Source organism: Halotolerantifilum yawarlongkerapense, from assembly GCF_054506745.1.
Genome location: NZ_CP199719.1, coordinates 2051480 through 2075473, shown reverse-complemented (window position 1 = coordinate 2075473; position 23994 = coordinate 2051480). Strand labels below are relative to the sequence as shown.

General features: G+C 54.8%; 16 protein-coding genes, 1 tRNA gene and 3 rRNA genes. All 20 read right to left on the bottom strand.

What is annotated here, in order from left to right:
• Nucleotides 1–55 precede the first annotated feature (55 nt).
• The 20 genes from fusA to ACULM0_RS10065 all read right to left on the bottom strand — a co-directional run bounded on the left by fusA (nucleotide 56) and on the right by ACULM0_RS10065 (nucleotide 23992).
• Complete coding sequence (gene fusA, locus ACULM0_RS10160) at nucleotides 56–2128, bottom strand: elongation factor G (RefSeq protein ID WP_463677436.1); 2073 nt, start codon at nucleotides 2126–2128, stop codon at nucleotides 56–58.
• 131 nt (nucleotides 2129–2259) lie between these two features.
• The gene (locus ACULM0_RS10155) at nucleotides 2260–3078 is read right to left on the bottom strand and encodes a hypothetical protein (RefSeq protein WP_463677435.1); all 819 of its coding nucleotides are present in this window, start codon (nucleotides 3076–3078) and stop codon (nucleotides 2260–2262) included.
• Between the two features lie 110 nt (nucleotides 3079–3188).
• Entirely contained in the window at nucleotides 3189–5540 is a 2352-nt protein-coding gene (gene nrdJ, locus ACULM0_RS10150; protein ID WP_463677434.1) for a ribonucleoside-triphosphate reductase, adenosylcobalamin-dependent, read from the bottom strand.
• Nucleotides 5541–5731: 191 nt separating this feature from the next.
• Nucleotides 5732–5848, bottom strand: a 5S ribosomal RNA gene (gene rrf / locus ACULM0_RS10145).
• Between the two features lie 120 nt (nucleotides 5849–5968).
• Nucleotides 5969–8907: ribosomal RNA gene (locus ACULM0_RS10140) — 23S ribosomal RNA — on the bottom strand.
• Nucleotides 8908–9051: 144 nt separating this feature from the next.
• Nucleotides 9052–9128, bottom strand: a tRNA-Ile gene (locus ACULM0_RS10135).
• Between the two features lie 102 nt (nucleotides 9129–9230).
• A 16S ribosomal RNA gene (locus ACULM0_RS10130) occupies nucleotides 9231–10770 on the bottom strand.
• Together the 16S, 23S and 5S rRNA genes with 1 tRNA gene alongside form the textbook arrangement of a ribosomal RNA operon.
• A gap of 168 nt (nucleotides 10771–10938) precedes the next feature.
• Nucleotides 10939–12408, bottom strand: a complete 1470-nt coding sequence (gene lysS / locus ACULM0_RS10125; protein ID WP_463677433.1) for a lysine--tRNA ligase — start codon at nucleotides 12406–12408, stop codon at nucleotides 10939–10941.
• A 61-nt stretch (nucleotides 12409–12469) separates the two neighbouring features.
• Entirely contained in the window at nucleotides 12470–13432 is a 963-nt protein-coding gene (dusB, locus tag ACULM0_RS10120; protein WP_463677432.1) for a tRNA dihydrouridine synthase DusB, read from the bottom strand.
• Nucleotides 13429–14208: a type III pantothenate kinase gene (locus ACULM0_RS10115; RefSeq protein ID WP_463677431.1), complete on the bottom strand. Its 780-nt coding sequence runs from the start codon at nucleotides 14206–14208 to the stop codon at nucleotides 13429–13431. The genes dusB and ACULM0_RS10115 overlap by 4 nt, the downstream gene beginning before the upstream one ends.
• 28 nt (nucleotides 14209–14236) lie before the next feature.
• On the bottom strand, nucleotides 14237–15217 hold the full coding sequence (locus ACULM0_RS10110) for a biotin--[acetyl-CoA-carboxylase] ligase (RefSeq protein ID WP_463677430.1): 981 nt from the start codon (nucleotides 15215–15217) through the stop codon (nucleotides 14237–14239).
• Nucleotides 15218–15246: 29 nt separating this feature from the next.
• On the bottom strand, nucleotides 15247–17520 hold the full coding sequence (locus ACULM0_RS10105) for a helicase C-terminal domain-containing protein (protein WP_463677429.1): 2274 nt from the start codon (nucleotides 17518–17520) through the stop codon (nucleotides 15247–15249).
• Between the two features lie 72 nt (nucleotides 17521–17592).
• Nucleotides 17593–18351 (bottom strand): lytic transglycosylase domain-containing protein, encoded by a 759-nt coding sequence (locus tag ACULM0_RS10100; RefSeq protein WP_463677428.1) that lies wholly within the window; start codon nucleotides 18349–18351, stop codon nucleotides 17593–17595.
• 150 nt (nucleotides 18352–18501) lie between these two features.
• Nucleotides 18502–19641 carry a sodium ion-translocating decarboxylase subunit beta gene (locus ACULM0_RS10095; protein WP_463677427.1) on the bottom strand — a complete coding sequence of 380 codons (1140 nt, stop codon included), beginning with the start codon at nucleotides 19639–19641 and terminating at the stop codon, nucleotides 18502–18504.
• A 15-nt stretch (nucleotides 19642–19656) separates the two neighbouring features.
• Nucleotides 19657–20064 (bottom strand): biotin/lipoyl-containing protein, encoded by a 408-nt coding sequence (locus tag ACULM0_RS10090; RefSeq protein WP_463677426.1) that lies wholly within the window; start codon nucleotides 20062–20064, stop codon nucleotides 19657–19659.
• Nucleotides 20065–20078: 14 nt separating this feature from the next.
• Nucleotides 20079–20498 (bottom strand): OadG family transporter subunit, encoded by a 420-nt coding sequence (locus tag ACULM0_RS10085; RefSeq protein WP_463677425.1) that lies wholly within the window; start codon nucleotides 20496–20498, stop codon nucleotides 20079–20081.
• Between the two features lie 13 nt (nucleotides 20499–20511).
• Nucleotides 20512–22059: an acyl-CoA carboxylase subunit beta gene (locus ACULM0_RS10080; protein WP_463677424.1), complete on the bottom strand. Its 1548-nt coding sequence runs from the start codon at nucleotides 22057–22059 to the stop codon at nucleotides 20512–20514.
• Between the two features lie 19 nt (nucleotides 22060–22078).
• Entirely contained in the window at nucleotides 22079–22480 is a 402-nt protein-coding gene (gene mce / locus ACULM0_RS10075) for a methylmalonyl-CoA epimerase (RefSeq protein ID WP_463677423.1), read from the bottom strand.
• 136 nt (nucleotides 22481–22616) lie between these two features.
• A complete protein-coding gene (meaB, locus tag ACULM0_RS10070; RefSeq protein ID WP_463677422.1) occupies nucleotides 22617–23576 on the bottom strand; it encodes a methylmalonyl Co-A mutase-associated GTPase MeaB in 960 nt (319 codons plus the stop codon).
• A 20-nt stretch (nucleotides 23577–23596) separates the two neighbouring features.
• A complete protein-coding gene (locus tag ACULM0_RS10065; protein WP_463677421.1) occupies nucleotides 23597–23992 on the bottom strand; it encodes a cobalamin B12-binding domain-containing protein in 396 nt (131 codons plus the stop codon).
• Between the last annotated feature and the right edge of the window lie 2 nt (nucleotides 23993–23994).

Genomic DNA, 23994 nt, shown 5'->3' with positions numbered 1-23994 from the left:
TATACTAGAAAAACGACCGCTTGGGAAAACCCTAGCGGTCGTTTGCTCTGATCTGTTAATGCTCTTTCTTCTGTTCAGCAATAATCTTACCCGCAATCTGCATGGGCACTTCCTCATAGCGCTCGAATCTCATGTTGAAGAATCCGCGCGCCTGCGTCATGCTCTTCAGATGGGTAGCGTAATCGAACATCTCCGACTGCGGTGCCTCGGCGATCACCTTTTGCGACCCCTTTTCATCGGGTTCCATCCCCAGGATCCGACCGCGTCGCTTGTTCATATCACCCATGATATCGCCCATGTTCTCGTCGGGCACGTACACTTCCACGTGCATGATCGGTTCGAGGAGGATGGGCTGTGCCTGCTCCATTCCCTTTCTGAACGCCAGGGAAGAAGCCATCTTGAAGGCCATCTCACTAGAATCCACGGGGTGGTAGGAACCGTCCATCAGCGTGGCCTTGAAGTTCACCACTTTGCAACCCGCCAGGATCCCCTTCTCGCGAGCTTCGACCAGCCCCTTCTCAACTGCCGGGATGTACTGTCTCGGTACGGCGCCACCGAATACCTTCTCCTCGAAGAGGAACTCTTCGCTCGAAGGTTCGAACTTGATGTTGACCACACCGAATTGCCCCGAACCGCCGGTCTGTTTCTTGTACTTGCCCTCGACCTGGCTGACGCCCTTGATCGTCTCTCGGTAGGCCACTTTTGGCTCGAGCAGTTCCACGTGGACATCGAAGATTTTATCGAGCTTAGAAACGATGACCGAGATCTGCATGGTCCCCTGGCCACCGATCAACATCTGCTTTGTTTCTGCGTTCCGATCGACGACGAAAGAGGGATCTTCATCGGAGAGGCGGTGGAGCGAGCTCATGATCTTATCTTCATCGCCCTTTGCCTTGGGTTCGACGGCTTTGAAGAGAGCAGGACGCGGGAGATTGATCCCCGGATATTGGATGGGGGCACTCTTGTCGCAGAGCGTATCACCCGTTTCTGCATATTCCATTTTAGCCGTGGCCCCGATATCACCGGCGGTGATGGCGTCGACCTCGAGCTGTTCTTTTCCGCGTAACAAGAAAATCTGTCCGATTTTTTCTTTTTCTTCTTTATTGGCGTTGTACACCTCTTGATCGCGCTTGACCGATCCAGAGTAGACCTTGAACAGGGAGATCTTACCCACAAAGGGATCCATAATGGTTTTGAAGACGAAAGCGCTGAAGGGTTCCTTTTCCGATACCTTGCGGTAGACCGTGCTACCATCTTCCGGATTCGTGGCTTCATAAGACCCATCGTGCATATCATCGGGTGTTGGCATATAATCGTAAATCATATCGAGGAGGGTGTGAATGCCGATGGACTTTTCGGCAGAACCCATCAGGATGGGTACGATCTCGCCGGAGAGCACGCCTCGGCGAAGTCCTTCGTGGATTTCTTCCTTGGTGAACTCTTCCCCTTCGAAGTACTTCTCCATCAGCGCTTCATCGCTTTCGGCAACGGCCTCGATCAAGAGTTCTCGTACGGGGTTGATCTTGGGTTCGAGGTCCGCTGGGATCGGTACATCGACACAGGACGTACCATCGTAACGACGCCCTACGAGGTCTACCACATTGATAAAACCTTCGAAGGCATCGCCTTCACCCATTGGAACACAAAAAGGAGCTACCTTTCGTCCGAAGGTGTCTTTCAGTTCCTTCAGGAGCTTCACGTAGTTCACATTCTCTTTATCCATCTTGTTGATAAAAAGGATCTTGGGCATATTGCGTTTTTCAGTGAATTTCCATGCTTTTTCAGTTCCTACCTCGATACCGCTCGCGGCATCGATCATGATCACGGCGCCACCGGCCACACGAAGAGCGCTGAAAACGTTTCCCACGAAGTCGAAATAACCCGGTGTATCGAGCAGATTGTACTTCGTTTCTTTCCATTCCACGGGGATCACGGAAGTGCCGATGGAGAAGCCGCGGCTACTCTCCTCTTTATCAAAATCCGATACGGTGTTGCCTTCGGTAACGGCACCCATCCGCTTGATCAGATTCAAATTGTAGAGGACCGATTCAACGAGTGTGGTCTTGCCACTTCCTCCGTGCCCCAGTAGGGCGATATTACGAATTTTGTCGACAGGGTAGTTTCTCATGGTATTCCTCCTCTTGCATGATAGAAGTAATTTTCTTATCATTGCTAATATTCTACTTCTTTTCCTTATTTCCTTCTTCCTAAACAAAAAAAGCGATCTTTTCTCGAAAAAAGAAAAAGATCGCAAGGAATCTAGAGGATCCCGCTCATTTTGATGACCTCAACGCCTGCTTGCTTCCATACGTCGATGATCGCGTTGAGCCCGATGGAATCACTGGCCATATGTCCGGCCACGATAATGTTGCCGATATTCTGCTCCTCCACAGCCTTCTTGACATCCTCGGGCACGTGCATGCAGACGATCGTACCGACACCGGCGTCAAAGTACGCCTTGAACACATCGGCACCGCCATTTGTCCCCCCTGCGAAAAGCACAGCGATACGACCGGCGTAGTCCTTGTCTCCGCCTACACGGATGACAGGACCGCTCAGTGTCTCTTGGTAAACATCAAAGGCCTTGAGGGTCTCGATGACATCACCGAGCGTTGCCTTCGGCTCCTCGGCGAACTGTTTGTCGAGCAAATCCTGTACGATTTCCTGGCCGATGCGATCGGCGGGCATGTGCACGTTCATGAAGGGCATGCCCATGGCACGGCAGGACGACGATACGCGGTCGTAGTTGGCCACGTGGTTGGATAGCTCCACTGATTTCATCTTCTTCCTCAGGACCTTCTGGGCCTTGTTGATGGGCACCCCGAACTCGACCATCCGGTCGATCTGAGCCTCCATCACTTCGTAAAAATTCGTAACGGCCGTGTCTGCTTTGGGGTGGTGGCTGACCACGAGGTCCGCACCCAATTCCCTGGCCACGAGCACTTCTGCCGTTTCCATGTCGATACCGAAGGCCAATTTCTTAATATTCTCCCCCTGTACACTGATCGTGCTGTCCGAAGGGGTCGATGTCATCCCCGCTCGGTCCAGGGCCAGTTGCATCAATTTTTCCGTTGTCATCCTGTTCCTCCATATCTGTTGGTCCGGTTTATGTGCTTCTTTCTAAGCATAACACGCAGGTGACAAAAAGCCCAGCACCGGGATACAACCGGGCTGGGCTCTATATCAGACTATCTTACCGGGCAGACGCCGGTTTCGCAAGCTTCGTCGCCCACGTCATGCATGACCTCTTCCTTCTCGTACTTCGCGATCAACGAAGGACGGAAGGGTTTCATCTCTTCTTTGCGCTTGAGGTACTCCTCCTCAGTAATCGCTTCATAGGGAAGGAGTTCGTAGAAATTATCGTCGAGGGATAGGAAGCTCAAGGCCACTGTATCCTCCCAGTTGTCCCATACCCACTGTTCCACATCCGTCCACTCGTGTTCGCGCACATGCACGGTGATCGAACAGTTGTGGTCCACGTAGTGCTCCATGAAGAGCTTGTAGTTCTCAAGCTGCTCCAGTGCGCTGACGTCGTACTTTGTCTTCCCGTCCGGTGCCTTCTCTGGGAATTCGATCACCTTGGTCGAGCAGGTTTCCATGTCTTGTCCCACTTCGGGGTGAACGGGGTAACCGAGCTCTTCGCATACCTTGACCAGCGGATCGTCGGCGTTGATGCGCACACGTCGGATGTAGTGGGGAGAATGCGAATAGTGCACACCACTGGAGACGGCGGGCAGTTGGGAGAGTGTGCCTTCGGGTTTCACCGTGGTCACGAGAATCGGTACGTTCTCACCGAGTTCCGTAGCGTACATCTCCGCTTCCTTGTTGGCCACAGACCGTAGTTTTTCCAGAAGTTCCGCCTGATGGGAACGGTCGAAGCCCGTGGCGTTGACCATATCCTGCCATCCCGTGAGCGACGTCCCCAGCAGTTTATCCCGCTGCTGGACAGCATCCCACATGGGTAGTTCCAGTTCCACGCACGTCATGCGGTAGCTGGCCCGTGCATTGAGACGCTGGGCGCGCAGGAGGCCGTTTACATCCAGATTGCCCTCTGGGTCGACGAAGGCGAAGACATTCACCGTCACGAGGTTACAGAGACCGCGGTTGTCGAGCAAGATCTCCGCGCAGGGATTCACACCGTTGAAGTTGGGACGACGCTTGGCGCCTGCCTCGGCATTGACCCAACCCGGTTCGCCCGAGTAACGCATCTTCTCAAGATGCTCGTGGAGCTGCTGACGCGTGGGCTTCTTCTGGTAATAGATGGAGTTATTGGACATCTGTCGGTGGACGATCTCTTTGTCCACGATCCACTGGCCGTCGATCTGCTTGTAGAGGTGGCTCTTTGCTTCGATCGATTCCTTGTCGTCCTGGTCGAGCAGGACGATCTCTGCCGTGCGTCGGACGCCCCCTACCACAACATTTTCACCCACGACGTTGGCGATATCCAGACAATCGATGGGACGGAGTTTTACTTTTCTTGCGTCCATGAGGATCTCGAGCTTCTTGATCACGCGGTCGATCTTGAAGAACATGTTCTTCAGCGATTGGTGACCACTGGCCGTGCCACCGAAGGTGTGGAGTTTCTCACCCTTGGGTCGCACGTGATCGTAATCGATGATGATCGTCTTGATGTCGCGATACTCGTTGGCGTAGATCAGTTTGAGGAAGAAGTCGAGAGACTGGACCCAACCTTCCTTGGAGTCTCCGATGCTGATCTTCACGGTGTTGTTGTAGGCGAACTCCAGAGACGTGTTGTCCTCGCGCTCACCGCGGGGGGTGGGCGTGTAATCCTTGTGGATGACCTCGAAGTCCGTGCGGACCTTGGGCAACTTGGCCACATCGTCCTTGAGAATCCGCAGGCCGACACCGGAACCGATCATCAACAGGTAGAAGACGTCCTTGAAGGAATCAAAGGAATCGATCACTTGGAAGGAGCAGTTGTAGTTGGCCATGGGATAGAACTTGGCCACATCGGTGTCCCCCACCCAGAAGGTTCGTCCCGACAGGAACTGGCGCAGGTTAAAGACGTTGTCGTAGAGCTCTTCTGCCTCGGCGCGGGTCGTGGGGACGAGCGAACAGTTGTACTCGACTGCGCGTCGAACGGTCTCCCACCAGTATTCCCGGCGTTTTTCCTTCGGTAGCCACCGCGAGTAGGTGCGGTAAAAGACGAAGCTACCAAGCTCGCCCATGGGCGGCTGCTTGTGCTTGTACTGACTGAGAAACTCGTTTGTCAGCAGGCGGCCTTCCTTCTTACGCTCCAAGCGTGTTTTGTCCTTCTCGTTGCGATAGATGATGTACTTCTTGGCCACATCTTTTCGCACGCTGTCCATGAGATGGTTCTCGACCATATCCTGGATTTCATCTACAGTAACCGGCTCGTGACGCTCCTCGAGCGTCGCCGTGATCTTATCTCCAATTTCCCAGCTCAGCTGGTGATCGATGCCCTCGGCGGTCTCGACCATTGCATTCTCGATGGCCAGGACGATTTTTGAAACGTCGTATGGCACTCGGTCGCCGTTTCGTTTGATCACTCGTATCATGGTTCCCTCTCCTCCGTATGTATCCATTCTCTGGCTGTCACAAGATGTAGTGCAGGCGTCGACCGCCTGCACTACATCTTGTGAGTGGACAGTTACTATTGTACCAACATCCAGCGGTTTTCTCAAGCGTAAACGCGAAAAAGGAAAATGCCATGGCATTTTCCCGTTTGTTTTTCGCGCAAAAAAAAGAAGACCGGCAACGTCCTATTCTCCCAGGGGACTGCTCCCCAAGTACCTTCAGCGCTGAGAAGCTTAACGTCTGTGTTCGGGATGGGAACAGGTGTATCCTTCTCGCTATCGTCACCGGATTCTTCAATTGTAAGCAAGCTTTCGCTCACTCAAAATCGCATACAGCAAATCAAAACCAAGTTGTTTCTAAGAAAAAGTGTCTTCTCTTTATGATCTTCTCACCAACCCAAGGTTCGCCTTAGGTCAAGTCCTCGACCGATTAGTACCAATCAGCTAAAAGCATTACTGCCCTTTCACCCTTGGCCTATCAACCAGATGGTCTATCTGGGGTCTTACTCATAAATGATGGGATATCTCATCTTGAGGGGGGCTTCGCGCTTAGATGCCTTCAGCGCTTATCCCTTCCGCACGTAGCTACTCAGCTATGCCCTTGGCAGGACAACTGATCCACCAGCGGTGCGTCCATTCCGGTCCTCTCGTACTAGGAACAGAGCCTCTCAAATATCCAACGCCCACAGCAGATAGGGACCGAACTGTCTCACGACGTTCTGAACCCAGCTCGCGTGCCTCTTTAATGGGCGAACAGCCCAACCCTTGGGACCTACTACAGCCCCAGGATGAGACGAGCCGACATCGAGGTGCCAAACCTCCCCGTCGATGTGGACTCTTGGGGGAGATAAGCCTGTTATCCCCGGGGTAGCTTTTATCCGTTGAGCGATGGCCCTTCCATGCGGTACCACCGGATCACTAAGCCCGACTTTCGTCCCTGCTCGACCTGTATGTCTCGCAGTCAAGCTCCCTTATGCCTTTGCACTCTTTGCGCGATTTCCAACCGCGCTGAGGAAACCTTTGGGCGCCTCCGTTACTCTTTAGGAGGCGACCGCCCCAGTCAAACTGCCCACCTGACATTGTCCCAGAGCTGGATCACAGCTCCTGGTTAGAACACTGGTATGGAAAGGGTGGTATCCAAAGGACGACTCCACACACACTGGCGCGCATGCTTCTATGTCTCCCACCTATCCTGTACATCCCATACCAAAATCCAGTGCCAAGCTACAGTAAAGCTCCACGGGGTCTTTCCGTCTTGCTGCGGGTAACCGGCATCTTTACCGGTACTACAATTTCACCGAGTCCATTGTTGAGACAGCGCCCAAATCGTTACGCCTTTCGTGCGGGTCGGAACTTACCCGACAAGGAATTTCGCTACCTTAGGACCGTTATAGTTACGGCCGCCGTTTACTGGGGCTTCGATTCTAAGCTTCGCTTACGCTAACCTTTCCTCTTAACCTTCCAGCACCGGGCAGGCGTCAGCCCCTATACATCATCTTTCGATTTAGCAGAGACCTGTGTTTTTGGTAAACAGTCGCTTGGGCCTATTCTCTGCGGCCGCCTCAGGCTTTGACACCCTACGCGCGGCACCCCTTCTCCCGAAGTTACGGGGTCATTTTGCCGAGTTCCTTAACAATGGTTCTCTCGCTGGCCTTAGAATTCTCTTCCTACCTACCTGTGTCGGTTTACGGTACAGGCGCCCTAAAAACTCGATAGCGGCTTTTCTCGACAGTTTGAAATCGACAGCTTCGTTACTTAAGTTCACTCCCCATCACAGCTCACCTTTTAACGGGACGGATTTGCCTATCCCATCAAGCTTGCTGCTTGGACGCGCTCTTCCAATCGCGCGCTCTGCCTATCCTCCTGTGTCACCACATCTCTCAAACGCTTCTAAAGCGGTACAGGAATCTTCACCTGTTGTCCATCGCCTACGACTTTCGTCCTCGGCTTAGGTCCTGACTTACCCTGAGTGGACGAGCCTTCCTCAGGAACCCTTAGGTTTTCGGCCGGTGTGATTCTCACACACCTCTCGCTACTCATGCCAACATTCTCTCTTCTATACAGTCCACCATACCTTACAGTACAGCTTCGTCCCGTATACAATGCTCCCCTACCACTAGAAGACCTTAGTCTTCTAATCCATAGCTTCGGTGGTGGATTTTAGCCCCGGTAATTTTCGGCGCGACATCACTCGACTAGTGAGCTATTACGCACTCTTTCAATGCGTGGCTGCTTCTAAGCCAACATCCTAGTTGTCTAGGCAATGTCACATCCTTTCCCACTTAATCCACACTTGGGGACCTTAGCTGATGGTCTGGGCTGTTTCCCTCTCGACAACGAATCTTATCACACGCTGTCTGACTCCAAGGATAAAGATCACGGCATTCGGAGTTTGATAAGCTTCGGTAGGCGGTGAAGCCCCCTAGGCTAGTCAGTGCTCTACCTCCGTGTCTCATTTCCTCAGGCTAGCCCTAAAGCTATTTCGGGGAGAACCAGCTATCTCCGTGTTCGATTGGAATTTCTCCGCTACCCACAAGTCATCCCAGCCTTTTTCAACAGACATGGGTTCGGGCCTCCACAAAATTTTACTTCTGCTTCACCCTGCTCATGGGTAGGTCACACGGTTTCGGGTCTACGCCATACAACTCGTCGCCCTATTCAGACTCGCTTTCGCTACGGCTACGGTGCTCAAGCACCTTAACCTATCGCTGCATAACGTAACTCGTTGGCCCGTTCTACAAAAAGTACGCGGTCGCAAGTCATGCTTGCTCCCACTGCTTGTAAACATAAGGTTTCAGGTTCTATTTCACTCCCCTCCAGGGGTTCTTTTCACCTTTCCCTCACGGTACTATGCGCTATCGGTCACTTGGTAGTATTTAGCCTTGGGAGATGGTCCTCCCTGCTTCCCACAGGATTTCTCGTGTCCCGTGGTACTCTGGATCGGACGTCGTCCGGGTCCACCTTTCGTCTACGGGACTATCACCCGCTCTGGTGTGCCTTCCCAGGCATCTTCGACTAGACTTATCCCTAAACTTTATTCGTCCGTCCGCAACCCCGAGACCCGTAGGTCTCGGTTTGGGCTCTTTCCCTTTCGCTCGCCGCTACTCGGAAAATCGATTGTTTTCTTTCTCTTCCTCCGGTTACTTAGATGTTTCAGTTCACCGGGTTCCCCCCGTCAGGCTATGTATTCACCTGACGGTCCTCGCGGATGAACGCGAGGGGGTTTCCCCATTCGGACATCCCCGTATCATCGCCTGCTTGCGGCTACACGGGGCTTTTCGCAGCTTACCACGTCCTTCATCGGCTCCAAGTGCCAAGGCATCCGCCTTATGCTCTTACTTACTTGACCTGCTTCACCTTGAGTCGGCGATCAGATCTTTTAAAAAAGAGATTCTCTCTTTCAAATTTCAGCTTGGTTTTTTTCTTAGATTTTAAGAAGTTTTGCTGTATGCAATTTTCAATGAGCGTCGAAAACCCTTGATCAGAAAATAAGTGGTGGGCATAGGTGGACTCGAACCACCGACCTCACGCTTATCAGGCGTGCGCTCTAACCTGCTGAGCTATACGCCCACTTATAACCTGTGGGTTCTCTTATGTTGAGAGTCTAACCTCTCAAAACTGAATCGTACGAACGTCTTTCATTAAAGGCTTATTTTTTATGATTCTCCTTAGAAAGGAGGTGATCCAGCCGCACCTTCCGATACGGCTACCTTGTTACGACTTCACCCCAGTCATTGGTCTCACCTTCGGCAGCTTCCCCCGCTTAAAGCGGTTGGATCACTGACTTCGGGTGCTCCCAACTTCCATGGTGTGACGGGCGGTGTGTACAAGACCCGGGAACGCATTCACCGCGACATGCTGATTCGCGATTACTAGCAACTCCAGCTTCACGTGGGCGAGTTGCAGCCCACGATCCGAACTGAGATCGGCTTATAAGGATTCGCTCCTGCTTGCGCAGTCGCTGCCCGTTGTACCGACCATTGTAGCACGTGTGTAGCCCAAATCATAAAGGGCATGATGATTTGACGTCATCCCCACCTTCCTCCGGTTTGTCACCGGCAGTCCATCTAGAGTGCCCAACTTAATGCTGGCAACTAAATGCAAGGGTTGCGCTCGTTGCGGGACTTAACCCAACATCTCACGACACGAGCTGACGACAACCATGCACCACCTGTCATCCCTGTCGACCAAAGGCCGAAAGCTCTGGTTAAAGAGCGATCAAGGAGATGTCAAGATTTGGTAAGGTTCTTCGCGTTGCTTCGAATTAAACCACATGCTCCGCTGCTTGTGCGGGTCCCCGTCAATTCCTTTGAGTTTCAGTCTTGCGACCGTACTCCCCAGGCGGGGTACTTATTGCGTTAACTGCGGCACCGACACTCGCATGCCGACACCTAGTACCCATCGTTTACGGCGTGGACTACCAGGGTATCTAATCCTGTTCGCTCCCCACGCTTTCGTGCCTCAGTGTCAGTTACAGTCCAGAAAGTCGCCTTCGCCACTGGTGTTCCTCCTAATATCTACGCATTTCACCGCTACACTAGGAATTCCACTTTCCTCTCCTGTACTCAAGTCCAACAGTTCCCAAGGCTTACAACGGTTGAGCCGTTGCCTTTCACCTCAGGCTTGATGGACCACCTACGCACTCTTTACGCCCAGTGATTCCGGATAACGCTTGCTCCCTACGTATTACCGCGGCTGCTGGCACGTAGTTAGCCGGAGCTTGCTTCTAAGGTACCGTCACTGCTTCTTCCCTTAGAACAGAATTTTACGACCCGAAGGCCTTCATCATTCACGCGGCGTTGCTGCATCAGGCTTGCGCCCATTGTGCAATATTCCCCACTGCTGCCTCCCGTAGGAGTCTGGACCGTGTCTCAGTTCCAGTGTGGCCGATCACCCTCTCAGGTCGGCTACTGATCGTCGCCTTGGTAGGCCGTTACCCTACCAACTAGCTAATCAGACGCGGGCCCATCCTGAACCGATAAAATCTTTAACAAGTAGGTCATGCGACCTTCTCGCTTCATGAGGTATTAATCACCGTTTCCGGTGGCTATCCCTCTGTTCAGGGCAGGTTGCCCACGCGTTACTCACCCGTCTGCCACTTTCCGCAAGTTCCCTTCCACCGAAGTGTCCGTTCCCTCGCTTCTCGTTCGACTTGCATGTGTTAAGCACGCCGCCAGCGTTCATCCTGAGCCAGGATCAAACTCTTTGAAAAAATTTTGAAACCATAGCTCTAATAAAAATTGACGTTTCGTACGATTCAGTTTTCAAAGGTCAAATTGCTCTCGCCGCATCTCTTAGCGACCTACTTATCATAACACCGCAGGTCTATACCGTCAAGGTAAAAATGAAAAAACCCCGAAAGAATTCGGGGTCCTGTTGTCTACAGTGGTTTCATGGTCGGGAACATGATGACATCGCGGATGGAAGTGGAATCGGTGAGCAGCATGATCAATCGATCGATGCCCACGCCGAGACCGCCCGTCGGGGGTAGTCCGACCTCGAGCGCCGTGAGGAAATCCTCGTCCATCATGTGCGCCTCTTCATCTCCACCCTCGCGCGCCTTGACCTGTTCCTCGAAACGACCGCGCTGGTCGATGGGGTCGTTGAGCTCGCTAAAGGCGTTCGCAATTTCCCAAGTGTTGGCGAACGCTTCGAAGCGGTTCGTGATCGCCGGGTTGTCCGGATTTCGCTTCGACAGCGGAGACACCTCCACGGGGTGATGAGTGATGAAAATCGGCTGGATCAAGTGCTCTTCACAGTATTCCTCGAAGACCTCGTTGATCACATGACCCTTCTTCATCTCTTTGGTCACGTCCACATGTAGCTTCTTGGCCACCGCCCGCGCCTCTTCGTCTGTCTCGATGGCGTCGAAGTCAACGCCCGCCCACTTCTTGCAGGCTTCGGTCATGCTCATGCGCTGCCAAGGTGGTGTGAAGTCGAGCTCAAGATCTTGGTACTTGACCTTGGTGGTGCCGAAAACGTGCTGACAAGCGTCGGCCACCATCTCCTCGGTGATCCGCATCATGTCTTCGTAATCCTCGTAAGCGGCGTAGAGTTCCATCGCAGTGTACTCGGGGTTGTGCTTGTAGCTCATGCCCTCGTTCCTGAACATACGCCCCATCTCGTAGACTTTATCGAATCCACCGACGATTAAGCGCTTCAGGTAGAGTTCATTGGCGATTCGCATGTACATCTCGATGTCCAGCGTATTGTGGTGGGTGACGAAAGGTCGCGCCGTGGCACCCCCGGCGATGGGGCTCAAGATCGGCGTATCCACCTCCAGGTAACCTTCCGACTCTAAGAAAGCGCGGATCGCCCGGATGATCTTGCTGCGCAACTTGAACTTCTCGCGCACCTCGGGGCTCATGATCAGATCCACATAACGCTGGCGGTAGCGAATCTCTTGGTCCTTCAACCCGTGGTATTTCTCGGGTAGGGTGTAGAGGGACTTTGTGAGCAGCACAACCTCTTCCGCGCGGATGGACTCCTCGCCCTTCTTCGTTTTGAACACTTCGCCGGCAACACCCACGATATCACCGATGTCGTAGGTGGTGATCCAGTCGTATTCCGTTTCGCCCACTTGCTTCTTGTTCACATAGGCCTGGATGCGACCATCGCGGTCTTGGATGTCGAGGAACATCGCCTTGCCCATGATCCGCTTGGCCATGATCCGCCCGGCGATCATCACGTGCGTGCCCTCGTACTCGTCAAAATGTTGGATGATGGCTTCACTGAAAGCCGTGCGATCGTAGCGTTCTTTCTTGAAAGGATCGCGTCCTTCCGCTTGTAACGTCTCTAATTTGTCGAGCCGCACCTGGTACAGCTCGTTCGTGCTCTTTACTTCGCTCATCTTAACCCTCCTTTATCAGATTTCTCAATTGTCCTTATTATATGAAAGCCCACTGGCGGTGTCAAGAAAGGCACGCGTCGAGGGCTTCGATGACTTCTTCCGGTGATTGGGCCGCAAAAATCTTCCTTTTGGCGGCCGCCGAACCGCGGATCCCCTTCAGGTACCAAGCGGCGTGTTTGCGCATCTCGAGGACGCCGATATGATCGCCCTTGTCCTCCAGCAGTAGATCGAAGTGACGTCGGGCCACTCGGATCTTCTCTTCGGCCGTAGGCAGTGGGGCCATCTCGCCCGTCTTGAAGTAATGATCGATCCGCTTGAGCAGCCAGGGATTTCCCTGAACACCGCGGGCCGCCATCACACCATCAACCCCGGTTTCTTTTCTCATGCGGATCGCATCCTCCACACTAAAGATATCGCCATTGCCAATCACAGGGATGGACAGAGCCGACTTCACTTCTTTGAAGATAGACCAATCCGCTTGCCCGCTGTAGAACTGTTCGCGCGTCCGCCCGTGCACCGTGACTAGCTGAACGCCCAGCGATTCTGCCAGGCGACCGATCTCCACGGCATTGACCGAGTCTTCATCCCAGCCCTTCCGCATCTTGAGGGTGACGGGCTTCGTCGAAGCCGTGACCACCGCTTCGATGAAACGGGCCGCCGCCTCGCGGTTGCGCATGAGGGCCGAGCCATCGCCGTTTCTTACGATCTTGGGAGCCGGGCAGCCCATGTTGATATCGATCAGATCGTGAGGTAAGGCATTGAGCCGTGGCATAACCGCACGGACCACCTCGGGCTCCGAGCCAAAAACCTGGAGGGCCACAGGGTGACCATCGGCATCTGTCCTCAGGAGCGGCGCGGTCTTCTCCGGTGCGTAGAAAAAACCCTTCAGGCTGACCATCTCGGTCACGAGCAAGACATCGGGTACCATTTCGCGCAGGACCTTCCTGTATGCGTAGTCTGTGACCCCGGCCATGGGCCCGAGCAGGCAATCACTTTTAAGGCTAAAATCCCTGCACTGGATCACGAATGACTCACCCGGTTTAACTTGTGGATATGATTGAGCCCCTCTAGCGTCAGGAACTTGTCCACGACGCTGATGGTCTTCGACTCCGTGGCGATCAGCGTTGCCAGCCCGCCCGTGGCCACCACGGGAATCGATGCGTCGTCCATTTCCTCGCGCATCCGTTCGACGATGAAATCCACGGATCCCACGTAGCCGTAGATAATACCGGCCTGGATCGATTCCGTCGTGTTCTTGCAGATCACCCGCTTGGGTTTGACCAGCTCCACCCGGGTCAGCTTGGCCGCCCGGTCGAAGAGGGCATCTGACGAAATCTTGATGCCCGGTAGGATCGCCCCGCCGAGGTAGGAACAATCCGCTCCGATCACATCGAAGGTCGTCGCTGTTCCAAAATCCACCACGATCACGGGCCCACCGTACTTGTGGTAGGCGGCCAGACCATTGACAATTCGGTCGGCACCCACCTGTCTGGGATTGTCGTACCGCACGTTCATACCGGTCTTCACCCCGGGTCCTACGACAATGGCCTCCACACCGAAGTACTTCTGGCTCATGTGCTGCAGCGAGTACATGATCGTCGGGACCACGCTGGAAATGATCACGTGATCGATGGCCCCCGGGTCGAGCTGTTCATGATGAAAAAGTTGTGTCAAAAAAATACCGAGCTCATCCGCGCTTTTTTGCTTGTCCGTCGACATCCGCCAGTGCGTGACCAGATGATCCTCTTCGTATACACCGATGACAATATTCGTGTTCCCCACATCAAAAGCCAGTAGCATGTTCCTTACTCATCTCCTCTTTGGTCAATCAAGCGTAACCGGCAAGTCCGCGTACGCTGACTTCACCGAAGTAAATCCGTTCCGTCCCACCCTCGGGACTCTCCACGACCAGGGCCCCCTCCTCGTCGAGATCAAGGGCCTTGGTTTCGATCGTACTCTCCGGCCTTAGGATGCGCACCCTCCGGCCGAGGGTCACCGAGGCCTCCCGCAAGGCGGGAAGCACATGCGCCAGGGTACCCGTCTCTTCGTACAGGTGAACCGCATCAAGGAATCGCGCGCTGATCTCGCGCGCCAGCTCGATTCCATCGGGTGGTTCAATACCCTCCAGCACCAGACTGGTGGCCTGTTCTCTCAATGCTTCGGGAAAAGTGGTCTGCTTTAAATTCAGACCGATGCCAACCACTACGTAGTTGAGCGAGCCGACTTCCGCAGAGAGTTCCGTCAGGATCCCAACGACCTTTTTGCCCCCGATCACCAGGTCGTTGGGCCACTTGATCCCGACCTCCCGATCGATCAGATGGGCCAGGGCACCGTTCACGGCGTAAGCAGCCAGGTGCGTCAGGCTGGCCGCTCGCTCGGGCGCGATCTCGGGTGCTAGGAAAAAGCTGATGTACAGCCCGTCGCCCTTTGGGGATAGCCATTGACGTCCGCGTCGTCCGCGCCCCGACGTCTGCTCGATGGAAACGACCACACCGGGTAGGTCTGCACCGGAGGCGGCCAGCGCCTTCGCCTCATCATTGGTCGAGGTAAGGGTCTCGCGGTAACGAATCGTTTCGATTCCCATGGGCCGCAGGGCCAGGGCCAAATCTTCCTCGGTCAGACGGGGGGCAGTCTCCATGAGTCGGTAGCCGAGCCGCCGATGGCTCTCGATCTCGTAGCCTTCCTCTCGAAGGCCACCAATTGCCTTCCACACGGCCGTCCGGCTGACGCCCAGGGCCTCGGACAGGGTCTGTCCCGACAGATAGTCGCCACCGCTTTCGCGAAGGGCCTTCAATATCGTTGTCTTCACCGTTCGATCGCCTCCTCTACATCCCATCATTATATCAGATTTTCGAGCTCGTGCCAGGTGCTGCGTACCACTTGTTCCATGTTTTCAAAGGAAACCCTCCTGGCGCCCCATCCTTCGGGCAACCAGCGCCGGTTGATCTCCAAGTGGAGGCGGTCCCCGATCAGAAGCAGGACGCCGAGGTCCGTGGGTCTTCTGATCAAACGCCCGCCCGCCTGCATCACACCGTGTAGGGCCGGGAAGCGGTAGGCGAAGTCAAAACCCGAGGCACCGAAATAGCGTCGGATCCGCTCGTTCTCTTCGGTAAAGGCCGGTAGGCCGATGCCCACGATGACCACGCCCTCCAAATGACGCCCCACTAGATCGATACCCTCTGAGAAGACCCCACCGGACACCGCCATCCCGACCACCGGGGTTTCCCCCCTGAAGGCATCGAGAAAGTCCAGTCGCTCCGATTCCGACATGCCCCTGCGCTGGTAGAGGATTCCAAGATCCTCCACCAACTCTTCCAAGGCCTCCATATAGGCAAAGGAGGGTACGTAGATGAGATAGTTGCCCTGGCGGGAGTTGACGAAGACGCGCAGGCGCTCGGCCACAGCGGGTAGCGTGGTTTCCCGATCACGGTAACGGGTGGAGAGATCACCATCGAAGAGCACGGCCATCCGGTCGTCGCGAAAGGGCGAGGGGTAGGCCAGTGCTTGGGCTTCTTCTTTGTAGAGCAGCTCGCGGAAGTAGGCGAGGGGAGCCAGGGTGGCTGAGAACAGGACCGCACCCTGTGCTCCCTCTATAACGGGTGCCAGGGCATAGGAGGGATCGATGGCCACCTGCTCGTGGAGGATCCCCTGGTCCGTTCGGGTCAGGTAGCTCCGGTGCCCCTCTGTATAGACCTCGTAGATCCGGATCACCTGCAAGAGGAGAAAGAGCAAATCGAGCACCATAGGCTGATCGGGAGACTCCTGGTGTTTCTCCAGCCAATCCTCGAGCCGGTGTCTCTCCATTTCGATCCTCAGCAAGATCTCGTCGATCGGCTCCACCCCTTCATAAGCGTCCCCCCGCTGATCCTGTTCCTCCTCGAGCGTCAAAAGGATCCGGTCGATCAGGCGCCTGATCTTTTTGTCCGCTATGGCGTTTTTCAGCTGGAGCAAGTCGGCTTCCGATAGGACGGAGGTAAACATCATGCGGGCACGCCCCACCAGGTTATGGGCCTCGTCCACCAAGAGGGACACGCGCTCGCCCCGCTCTTCCATGATCCGCCGGATGTTCACACGGGGATCGAAGGCATAGTTCACATCTCCGATGAGCACATCCGCTCGGGTGGATAGCTCGAGACCCAGCTCAAAGGGACAGATCTTATGTCCTTGGGCGTAGCCGGCGATGGTCGCATCGTCAAAGATGCGTTCCTTTGACAGCATCTCCTCGAGACAAGGACCCAAGCGGTCGTAGAAACCCGCCGCCAGCAGGCATACGTCAGGACTGCAGTCTACCTCTTCCCGGGGGCATCGTTTTTCCTTGGCCGTAAAGACGACGGTGCGCACCTCTTCTGTCAGATCCCTTAAACCGTCGAGGGCCACCGCCTTGGTTGCCGATTTCGACGTCAGGTAGAAAATCTTGTCCGTCCTCCCCTCGCCGATCGCCTTGAGTCCCGGAAACAAGACGGCAACGGTCTTGCCTGTACCCGTCGGCGCCTGGAGGTACATCACCTGGCCGGTATCGAGGGTCCGGTAGACCTGGACGGCCATATGCCGCTGGTTGGGGCGGTAAGAGGGGTAGCAGAAAGAAAGCTCACGCAAGACCGTGTCCCGTTCTTCCGCGTAGGCCTTCTCCCGCTCGAGAGTGGAAGCATAACGGGCAAAGCTCTCTTCGTAGAAGGACGCCAGGGCTTCACGGCTCCAGATTTCTTCGAAGGTCCGCTGACCGAGCGCTGCTCGTTCGAGATAGATCACGCGGACCGTCACCCGATCGCTTCCTTCCTCAACCGCTAGCATCCATGCGTAGAGGAGGGCCTGGTAGAGGTGGAGCTTCTGTGGTCCCTCGAGGGAAAGCGGATCTTTGGCCGTGGTCTTGAGCTCTTCCACAATCGTTTCCCCTGGTCTGCGGACCACATCGGCGCGGCCCGTCAGTTTGAGACCACGGGGATCTTGAAATGTCAGGTGCACTTCCGTCTCATCAGGCGGGTGGACCGTGGCCTGGTAACGTTGGTGTGCCTCGGCACCTTCTCGCATGGCGCGTCTGCCTACGAAGCCCGCATCCAGATCGCCCGATGCATAGATCTCCCCCAGCCAATCTCGAACGGATATTCTGCGCATGGTCCACCTCCTCTCCGGTCTCTGCCTGCATACGCCTCTATTATATTGAAAAAACCCTCGCGAAGGAGGGTCTTATTGATTAAATGCTAGATATTTTTTCTCTTTCTTGAGGATCACGCGGGAGTAGCTCGTCTCGTAAGTGTTGTGCTTGGCATAGTAGGCCCGCAAGTTGTAGGGACCCCTGTTGTACTCCGACAGGATCCGGTTGTAGTTGTTGCCGTAGGCATCGCGCAAGAAGTCGATATACACGGCGGCCAGACCAATATTATAGTAGGGATCGAAAATCTGCTCCGGATCATAGGCCACGCCGATCGTTTCGCCGAAATCGTTGGCCAGCCATTTTTCCGTCGATGGGATGATTTGCATCAGCCCTCTGTCCTGGTGCGTACCCACGGAGTACCGATCGAAGTTCGACTCGAGCTCCATGATCCCCAATAGAAGCGAGGGATTCAAATCAAAGTTCACGGCATGCTCCACGAGCGCCGCAGCTGCCCGCAGGTCCAAGGGGGTATCTTCCTCGATGGCGAAAACTTTCTGCAGTTGTTCTTCCGTCCACTCTCCTGATCGTACTTTGTCCACCAGCGACAGGTAGATCTCATTCTCACGTTTTCTGTTCTTCACGTCGATCTGCAACGTTCGGATCTCCAGATTCATGCGTTTGAGGTCGTTGGTGTACCCTTTTATATCGATTTCGATTGCTTGCAACATATCGAGTTCTTGGGATAAAGTCTCCACGGTTTCATTCGATTGCATGGCCCGTGAAATAGAAAAATTTAAAAAGACCAGGACGAGGACGAGTAAGATGGTCATGGATTTGTTCACATTTGACATCTGTTATCACTCCTCTCGATTAACTCCTAGCATTATAGCACATCTTGAGGAGCATGCAAGCCATTTTTTTCCTTTTCCCCAAACGAAACCTTTTCCTCCTCTCGCAAGAAAAGAGATGGATCCAAAGGACCCACCTCTTCTTATCTTGATCTAGAAGCCACCGAAGAGGCTCAGGAGCACGCCTGCGGAGACTGCTGACCCGATGACGCCGGCCACATTGGGACCCATGGCGTGCATCAGGAGGAAATTCGAAGGATTTTCCTTCTGACCGACGGTCTGAGAGACACGCGCGGCCATCGGCACGGCGGAAACACCGGCCGATCCGATGAGCGGATTGATCCGTCCACCGGTCAGTTTGTTCATCAGCTTGGCGAGGAGCACGCCAGCGGCAGTACCCACGGCGAAGGCCACGATGCCCAGCGCGATGATCAGTAACGTACTGTAGTTCAAGAAGGCATCAGCCGTTGCCGTGGCACCGACAGAAAGACCCAAGAAGATCGTGACGGAGTTGATCAGCGCATTTTGCGCCGTGTCGCTCAAGCGATTCGTCACCAGGGACTCTTTGAACAGGTTTCCGAGCATCAGCATCCCCACCAGTGTGGCGGCGGGAGGCACGATGAGGGAAACGATGACTGTTACCATCACCGGGAAGAGTACCTTCTCAAGTTTCGACACTCTTCTGAGCTGTTCCATCTTGATAACACGTTCTTTTTTCGTGGTGAGCGCCTTCATGATCGGAGGCTGGATGACGGGCACGAGGGCCATGTAGGAGTAGGCTGCCACAGCGATCGGCCCCAATAGATGAGGAGCGAGCTGTGAGGCCAGGAAGATGGCCGTCGGACCATCGGCTCCACCGATGATACCGATTGCCGCCGCTTCTTGGGCATTGAAAATCCCTGAGAGGATCGCCCCGAAGAAGGTGATGAAGATTCCAAACTGTGCGGCAGCCCCGAGGAGCAGTGCCTTGGGATTGGCGATGAGCGGACCGAAGTCTGTCATGGCGCCCACACCAAGGAAGATCACCGGGGGAAAGATCCCCAGCTTGTTCCCTTGGTAGAAGTAGTACAAGAGTCCACCGACCTGTCCATCGTGCGCGGGCTCCATCATCCCTGCCAGGGGCAGGTTGGTCAGGATCATCCCGAAGGCGATGGGGATCAGGAGCAGGGGTTCAAACCCTTTTCGGATCGCGAGATAGAGGAGCACGAAAGCCACGAATAGCATGGCCATCTGCCCGCCTGTGATCGCCAAAAATCCGGTACTCTTATAGAAGTTGAGAAAAGCTTCATACATGAGTGCTGATCCCCCTTAACCGATTACCAGAATGACGTCGTCTGAGTTGACGGAAGCTCCTTTTTGAACATTAACAGAAGCGATCTTGCCTGATACAGGTGCCATGAGTTCGTTTTCCATTTTCATAGCTTCGAGAATGGCCACCACGTCGCCCTCGGCCACGCTGTCGCCTTCCTTCACTTTGATATCCAGGATTGTCCCGGGCATCGGAGCCGCTACCGTGGCGCCATCGGCAGGTGCTGCCGCGGGTGCCGGTGCTGGTGCAGCCTTGGGTGCCGGTGCGGCTTTAGGCGCCGGTGCAGGTGCTGCCTTGGGTGCTGCTGGTGCTGCTTTCGGAGCCGGCGCGACTGCACCCGTTGCTCCCACTTCTTCTACATCCACCTCGTAGGTTGTACCATTTACGGTAATATTGAATTTTTTCATTGATATCCTCCCCTTTAGAGCGCGTTGTCGATCATCTCACGACGTCCGGCCTGCCCCCAGGACGGTGTCGTGTCGTAAGTGCGTACAATGTTCGTGACGCGAATGCGTTCGGGCGTTGTCCCGAGACTCGCTGCCACGGCCGCGGCGATAACCGCCACGAGTTCCGAATCGTCGGCCACCGCTTCCACCGGTGCAGTGGCTGGTGCAGGGGCCGCCTGCTTAGGGCTCGCCTTCACTACTTGGCTGGTCGCTGGCTTCCGCTCGACCGCCGTTGAGAACTTGGTCATCAGGACGATCGCACTCCAGATGAGCACAAGCACAACAAAGGTGATTCCCATACCCAGGATGGCGGTATAGGTCGAGGCCAAGAGCTTCTCACCAAAGGTCATTTCCACAATGAGGGCCGGGTCTTTGAATTGTTCTAGTAGACTCATTCGATTACCCCTCCTATAGTGGGATGTTTCCGTGTTTTTTCTTCGGTCTATTCTCGCGCTTCGACTCGAGCATGTTGAAGGCATCCACAAGGCGCGGACGTGTCGTGCTCGGTTCGATCACGTCATCGACGAAACCGCGCTCTGCCGCTTTGTAGGGCGTGGCGAATTCTGCCGAGTAATCGTCGATCTTCTTCTGGCGCGTGGCCACAGGATCGTCGGAGTTCTTGATATCATTTCTAAAGATGATGTTCGCTGCGCCCTGGGGACCCATGACTGCGATCTCTGCAGAAGGCCAAGCCAGGACGAGATCGGCACCCATGTCCTTCGAACACATTGCCAGGTAGGAACCACCGTAGGCCTTGCGCACGATCAGGGAGACCTTCGGTACCGTCGCCTCCGCATAAGCGTAGAGCATCTTGGCACCGTGGCGGATGATGCCACCGTATTCTTGCGTCGTACCCGGCAGGAAGCCCGGCACATCGATCATGTTGAGCAGCGGGATATTGAAGGCATCGCAGGTCCGGATAAAACGGGCCGATTTGTCCGATGCGCTGATATCGAGGCAACCGGCCAAGACCTTAGGCTGATTGGCCACGATTCCCACGGTTTTGCCGTTGATCCTGGCGAAGCCCGTGATGATGTTCTTGGCAAAGTGCGCCTGGTACTCATCGAAATCCCCGTCATCCACGATGAGCTTGATCACATCGTGCATGTCATAAGGCTTGTTGGAGTTTTCAGGAATGAGCGTGTTGAGCGTTTCTTCCATGCGGTTGATGTCATCCTCCGTGGGATGAACCGGTGCTGTCTCGAGGTTGTTCGAGGGCAGGAAGCTGATCAGTCTGCGGATCTCCTGGAGACACGCTTCATCGTCTTGGCTCAGGTAGTGGGCCACGCCGCTGGTCGCGTTGTGCGTGTGCGCACCACCGAGGGCTTCTGCCGAGACGTCTTCACCGGTCACGGTCTTGATAACCTGTGGACCCGTGATGAACATCTGGGACGTCTTGTCCACCATGAAGACAAAGTCGGTCAGCGCCGGTGAGTACACCGCGCCACCCGCACAGGGGCCCATGATAGCCGTGATCTGAGGGATCACGCCGGAGGCCAATGTATTTTTGAAGAAAATGCGTCCGTAGCCGGACAGCGCATCCACGGCTTCCTGAATTCTCGCGCCACCGGAGTCATTGAGTCCGACCACAGGTGCGCCTACTTTTACGGCATTATCGAGCACTTTCTCAATCTTGGCCGCGTGCATTTCGCCAAGACTGCCGCCGACAACGGTGAAATCTTGGGCGTAGGCGTAGACGAGTCGACCTTCGACCATCCCGTAGCCCGTGACGACGCCCTCTGCAGGTGCGTCTACTTTTTCCATACCAAAATTTGTGCATCTGTGTTTGACGAAGGCGTCGAGCTCTCTGAAGCTACCCTCGTCGAAGAGCAGGTTGATGCGCTCACGAGCCGTCAACTTGCCCTTGGCATGTTGCTTTTCGATACGCTTTTCGCCGCCACCCGCTTCAATCTTGGCGCGGCGTTCTCTGAGATCTTCCAATTTGTTGATTGCCATACAAACCTCCCCGGTCGGTTTATCTTTCGCTGAGTTCCACTAAAACGCGATTTGAGCTCTTGGGGTGCACGAAGGCGATTTTGGCACCACCGGCCCCGTAGCGAGGTGACTCGTCGATCATTCTGAGACCTTTTTCCTTCATGTAAGCGATCGCCTCTTCGATGTTGTCCACGCGAAAGGCGATGTGCTGGACGCCTTCACCGTTTTTCTCGATGAACTTGGCGATGGGACCGTCTTCTGAAGTGGACTCGAGCAGCTCTACCTCTGTATCGCCTATGGGCAAAAAGGCTACCTTGACCTTCTGGTCCGCCACTTCTTCGACACCCTCTACGTCGAGACCGAGAACATCCCGATAGAATACCAATGACTCTTCGAGATTCTTCACGGCGATCCCGATATGATCGATCTTTAATGCTTTCATTAGGGTTCTCCTCCTCACAAACAATAGTTTATCAGGCACACGGATGATGTACAGAGCCTGATGAAACGATTCTAATGTATCCGGTTCATTTTTTTAACGTTTTTTTGGTTTTCACTTAACCTTGGGTCAATCCGCCCTACTTTAAGGCTGGATCGCCACCGATCAGTTCCTCGTAGATCAAGTCGCGGGCCGTGTACGGGTCCTGCGCTCTTCGTGCCACCTTCTCCGCTAGGTCGTGGAGCTTTTCCTCACGGTGCGCCTCATCGAACAAATGGGCCAGGAGCTTCTCTTTGGCCAGGTCCACGATTTCATTCTTGGCATTCGATACACGCCGTTCGTTGAAAAGACCCGACTGCTGTGTGTGCACCCGATGCGCCTCCACATGGTTGAAGAGTTCTTCGATACCCTTCCCGTGAATCGCGATGACCAGTTCGACGGGCGGCCGCCACTCAGCGTGATTGAAGTCGAGCATAGCGTTCAACTCCCTGGCCGTACGTCTGGCCCCATCCCGATCGGCTTTGTTGACGCAGAAGACGTCGCCGATCTCCATGATCCCGGCTTTGATCGCCTGGATGTCATCACCCAGGCCAGGGACCATGACCATCAGGGTCGTATCGCAGATTTTGACGATATCCACCTCAGACTGTCCGACACCCACCGTTTCGACAAAAATATAATCCGCGCCGTAGAGATCCAGGATCTTGATAGCCGCTCCCGTGGCCTCACTGATCCCCCCGAGGTGTCCCCGGGCTCCCATGCTGCGGATAAAAACGCCACGATCCGTTGCGATTTCGCTCATGCGGACGCGATCGCCCAGAATGGCTCCGCCGGTAAAGGGCGATGTCGGATCGACGGCGATTACAGCCGCCGTCTTCCCGATGGATCGCACATGCTTAACCAGCTTATCGGTGAGCGTGCTCTTACCAGCCCCCGGCGGTCCAGTTACCCCGATCACGTAAGCGCGACCGGTTTTACCGAACAAGGACCGGAGTATATCGATACCCGCGGGCTCCTTGTTCTCCACCATGGTGATCAGGCGGGCTGCAGCCCGCTTGTCACCTGCCAGTACTCGTTCTCCTAAGTCCACGTGTATCACCGCTCTCCCTCGTTTATCGATTATCTGTTGACGTTTGCCTTGATGAATGCGATGGTCTGAGACGTAGGTGTCCCCGGCGTGAAGACTTCCACCACACCTTTTTCCTTTAGCTCCGGAATATCGTCCACCGGAATCACGCCACCACCGATGAACAGAATGTCCTCAGCGTCCTCTTCTTTGAGGAGCTTGGCGATCTTCGGTAGCAAGGTGCTGTGTGCACCGGATAGGATGCTCACGGCCACACAGTCCACATCCTCCTGGATGGCTGCACTGACGATCTGCTCGGGTGTCTGGCGGAGTCCCGTGTAAATGACCTCCATGCCGGCATCTCTCAGGGCCCGGGCGATCACCTTGGCCCCGCGGTCGTGACCGTCGAGACCGGGCTTGGCTACTAATACGCGAATTGGTCTATCCATGG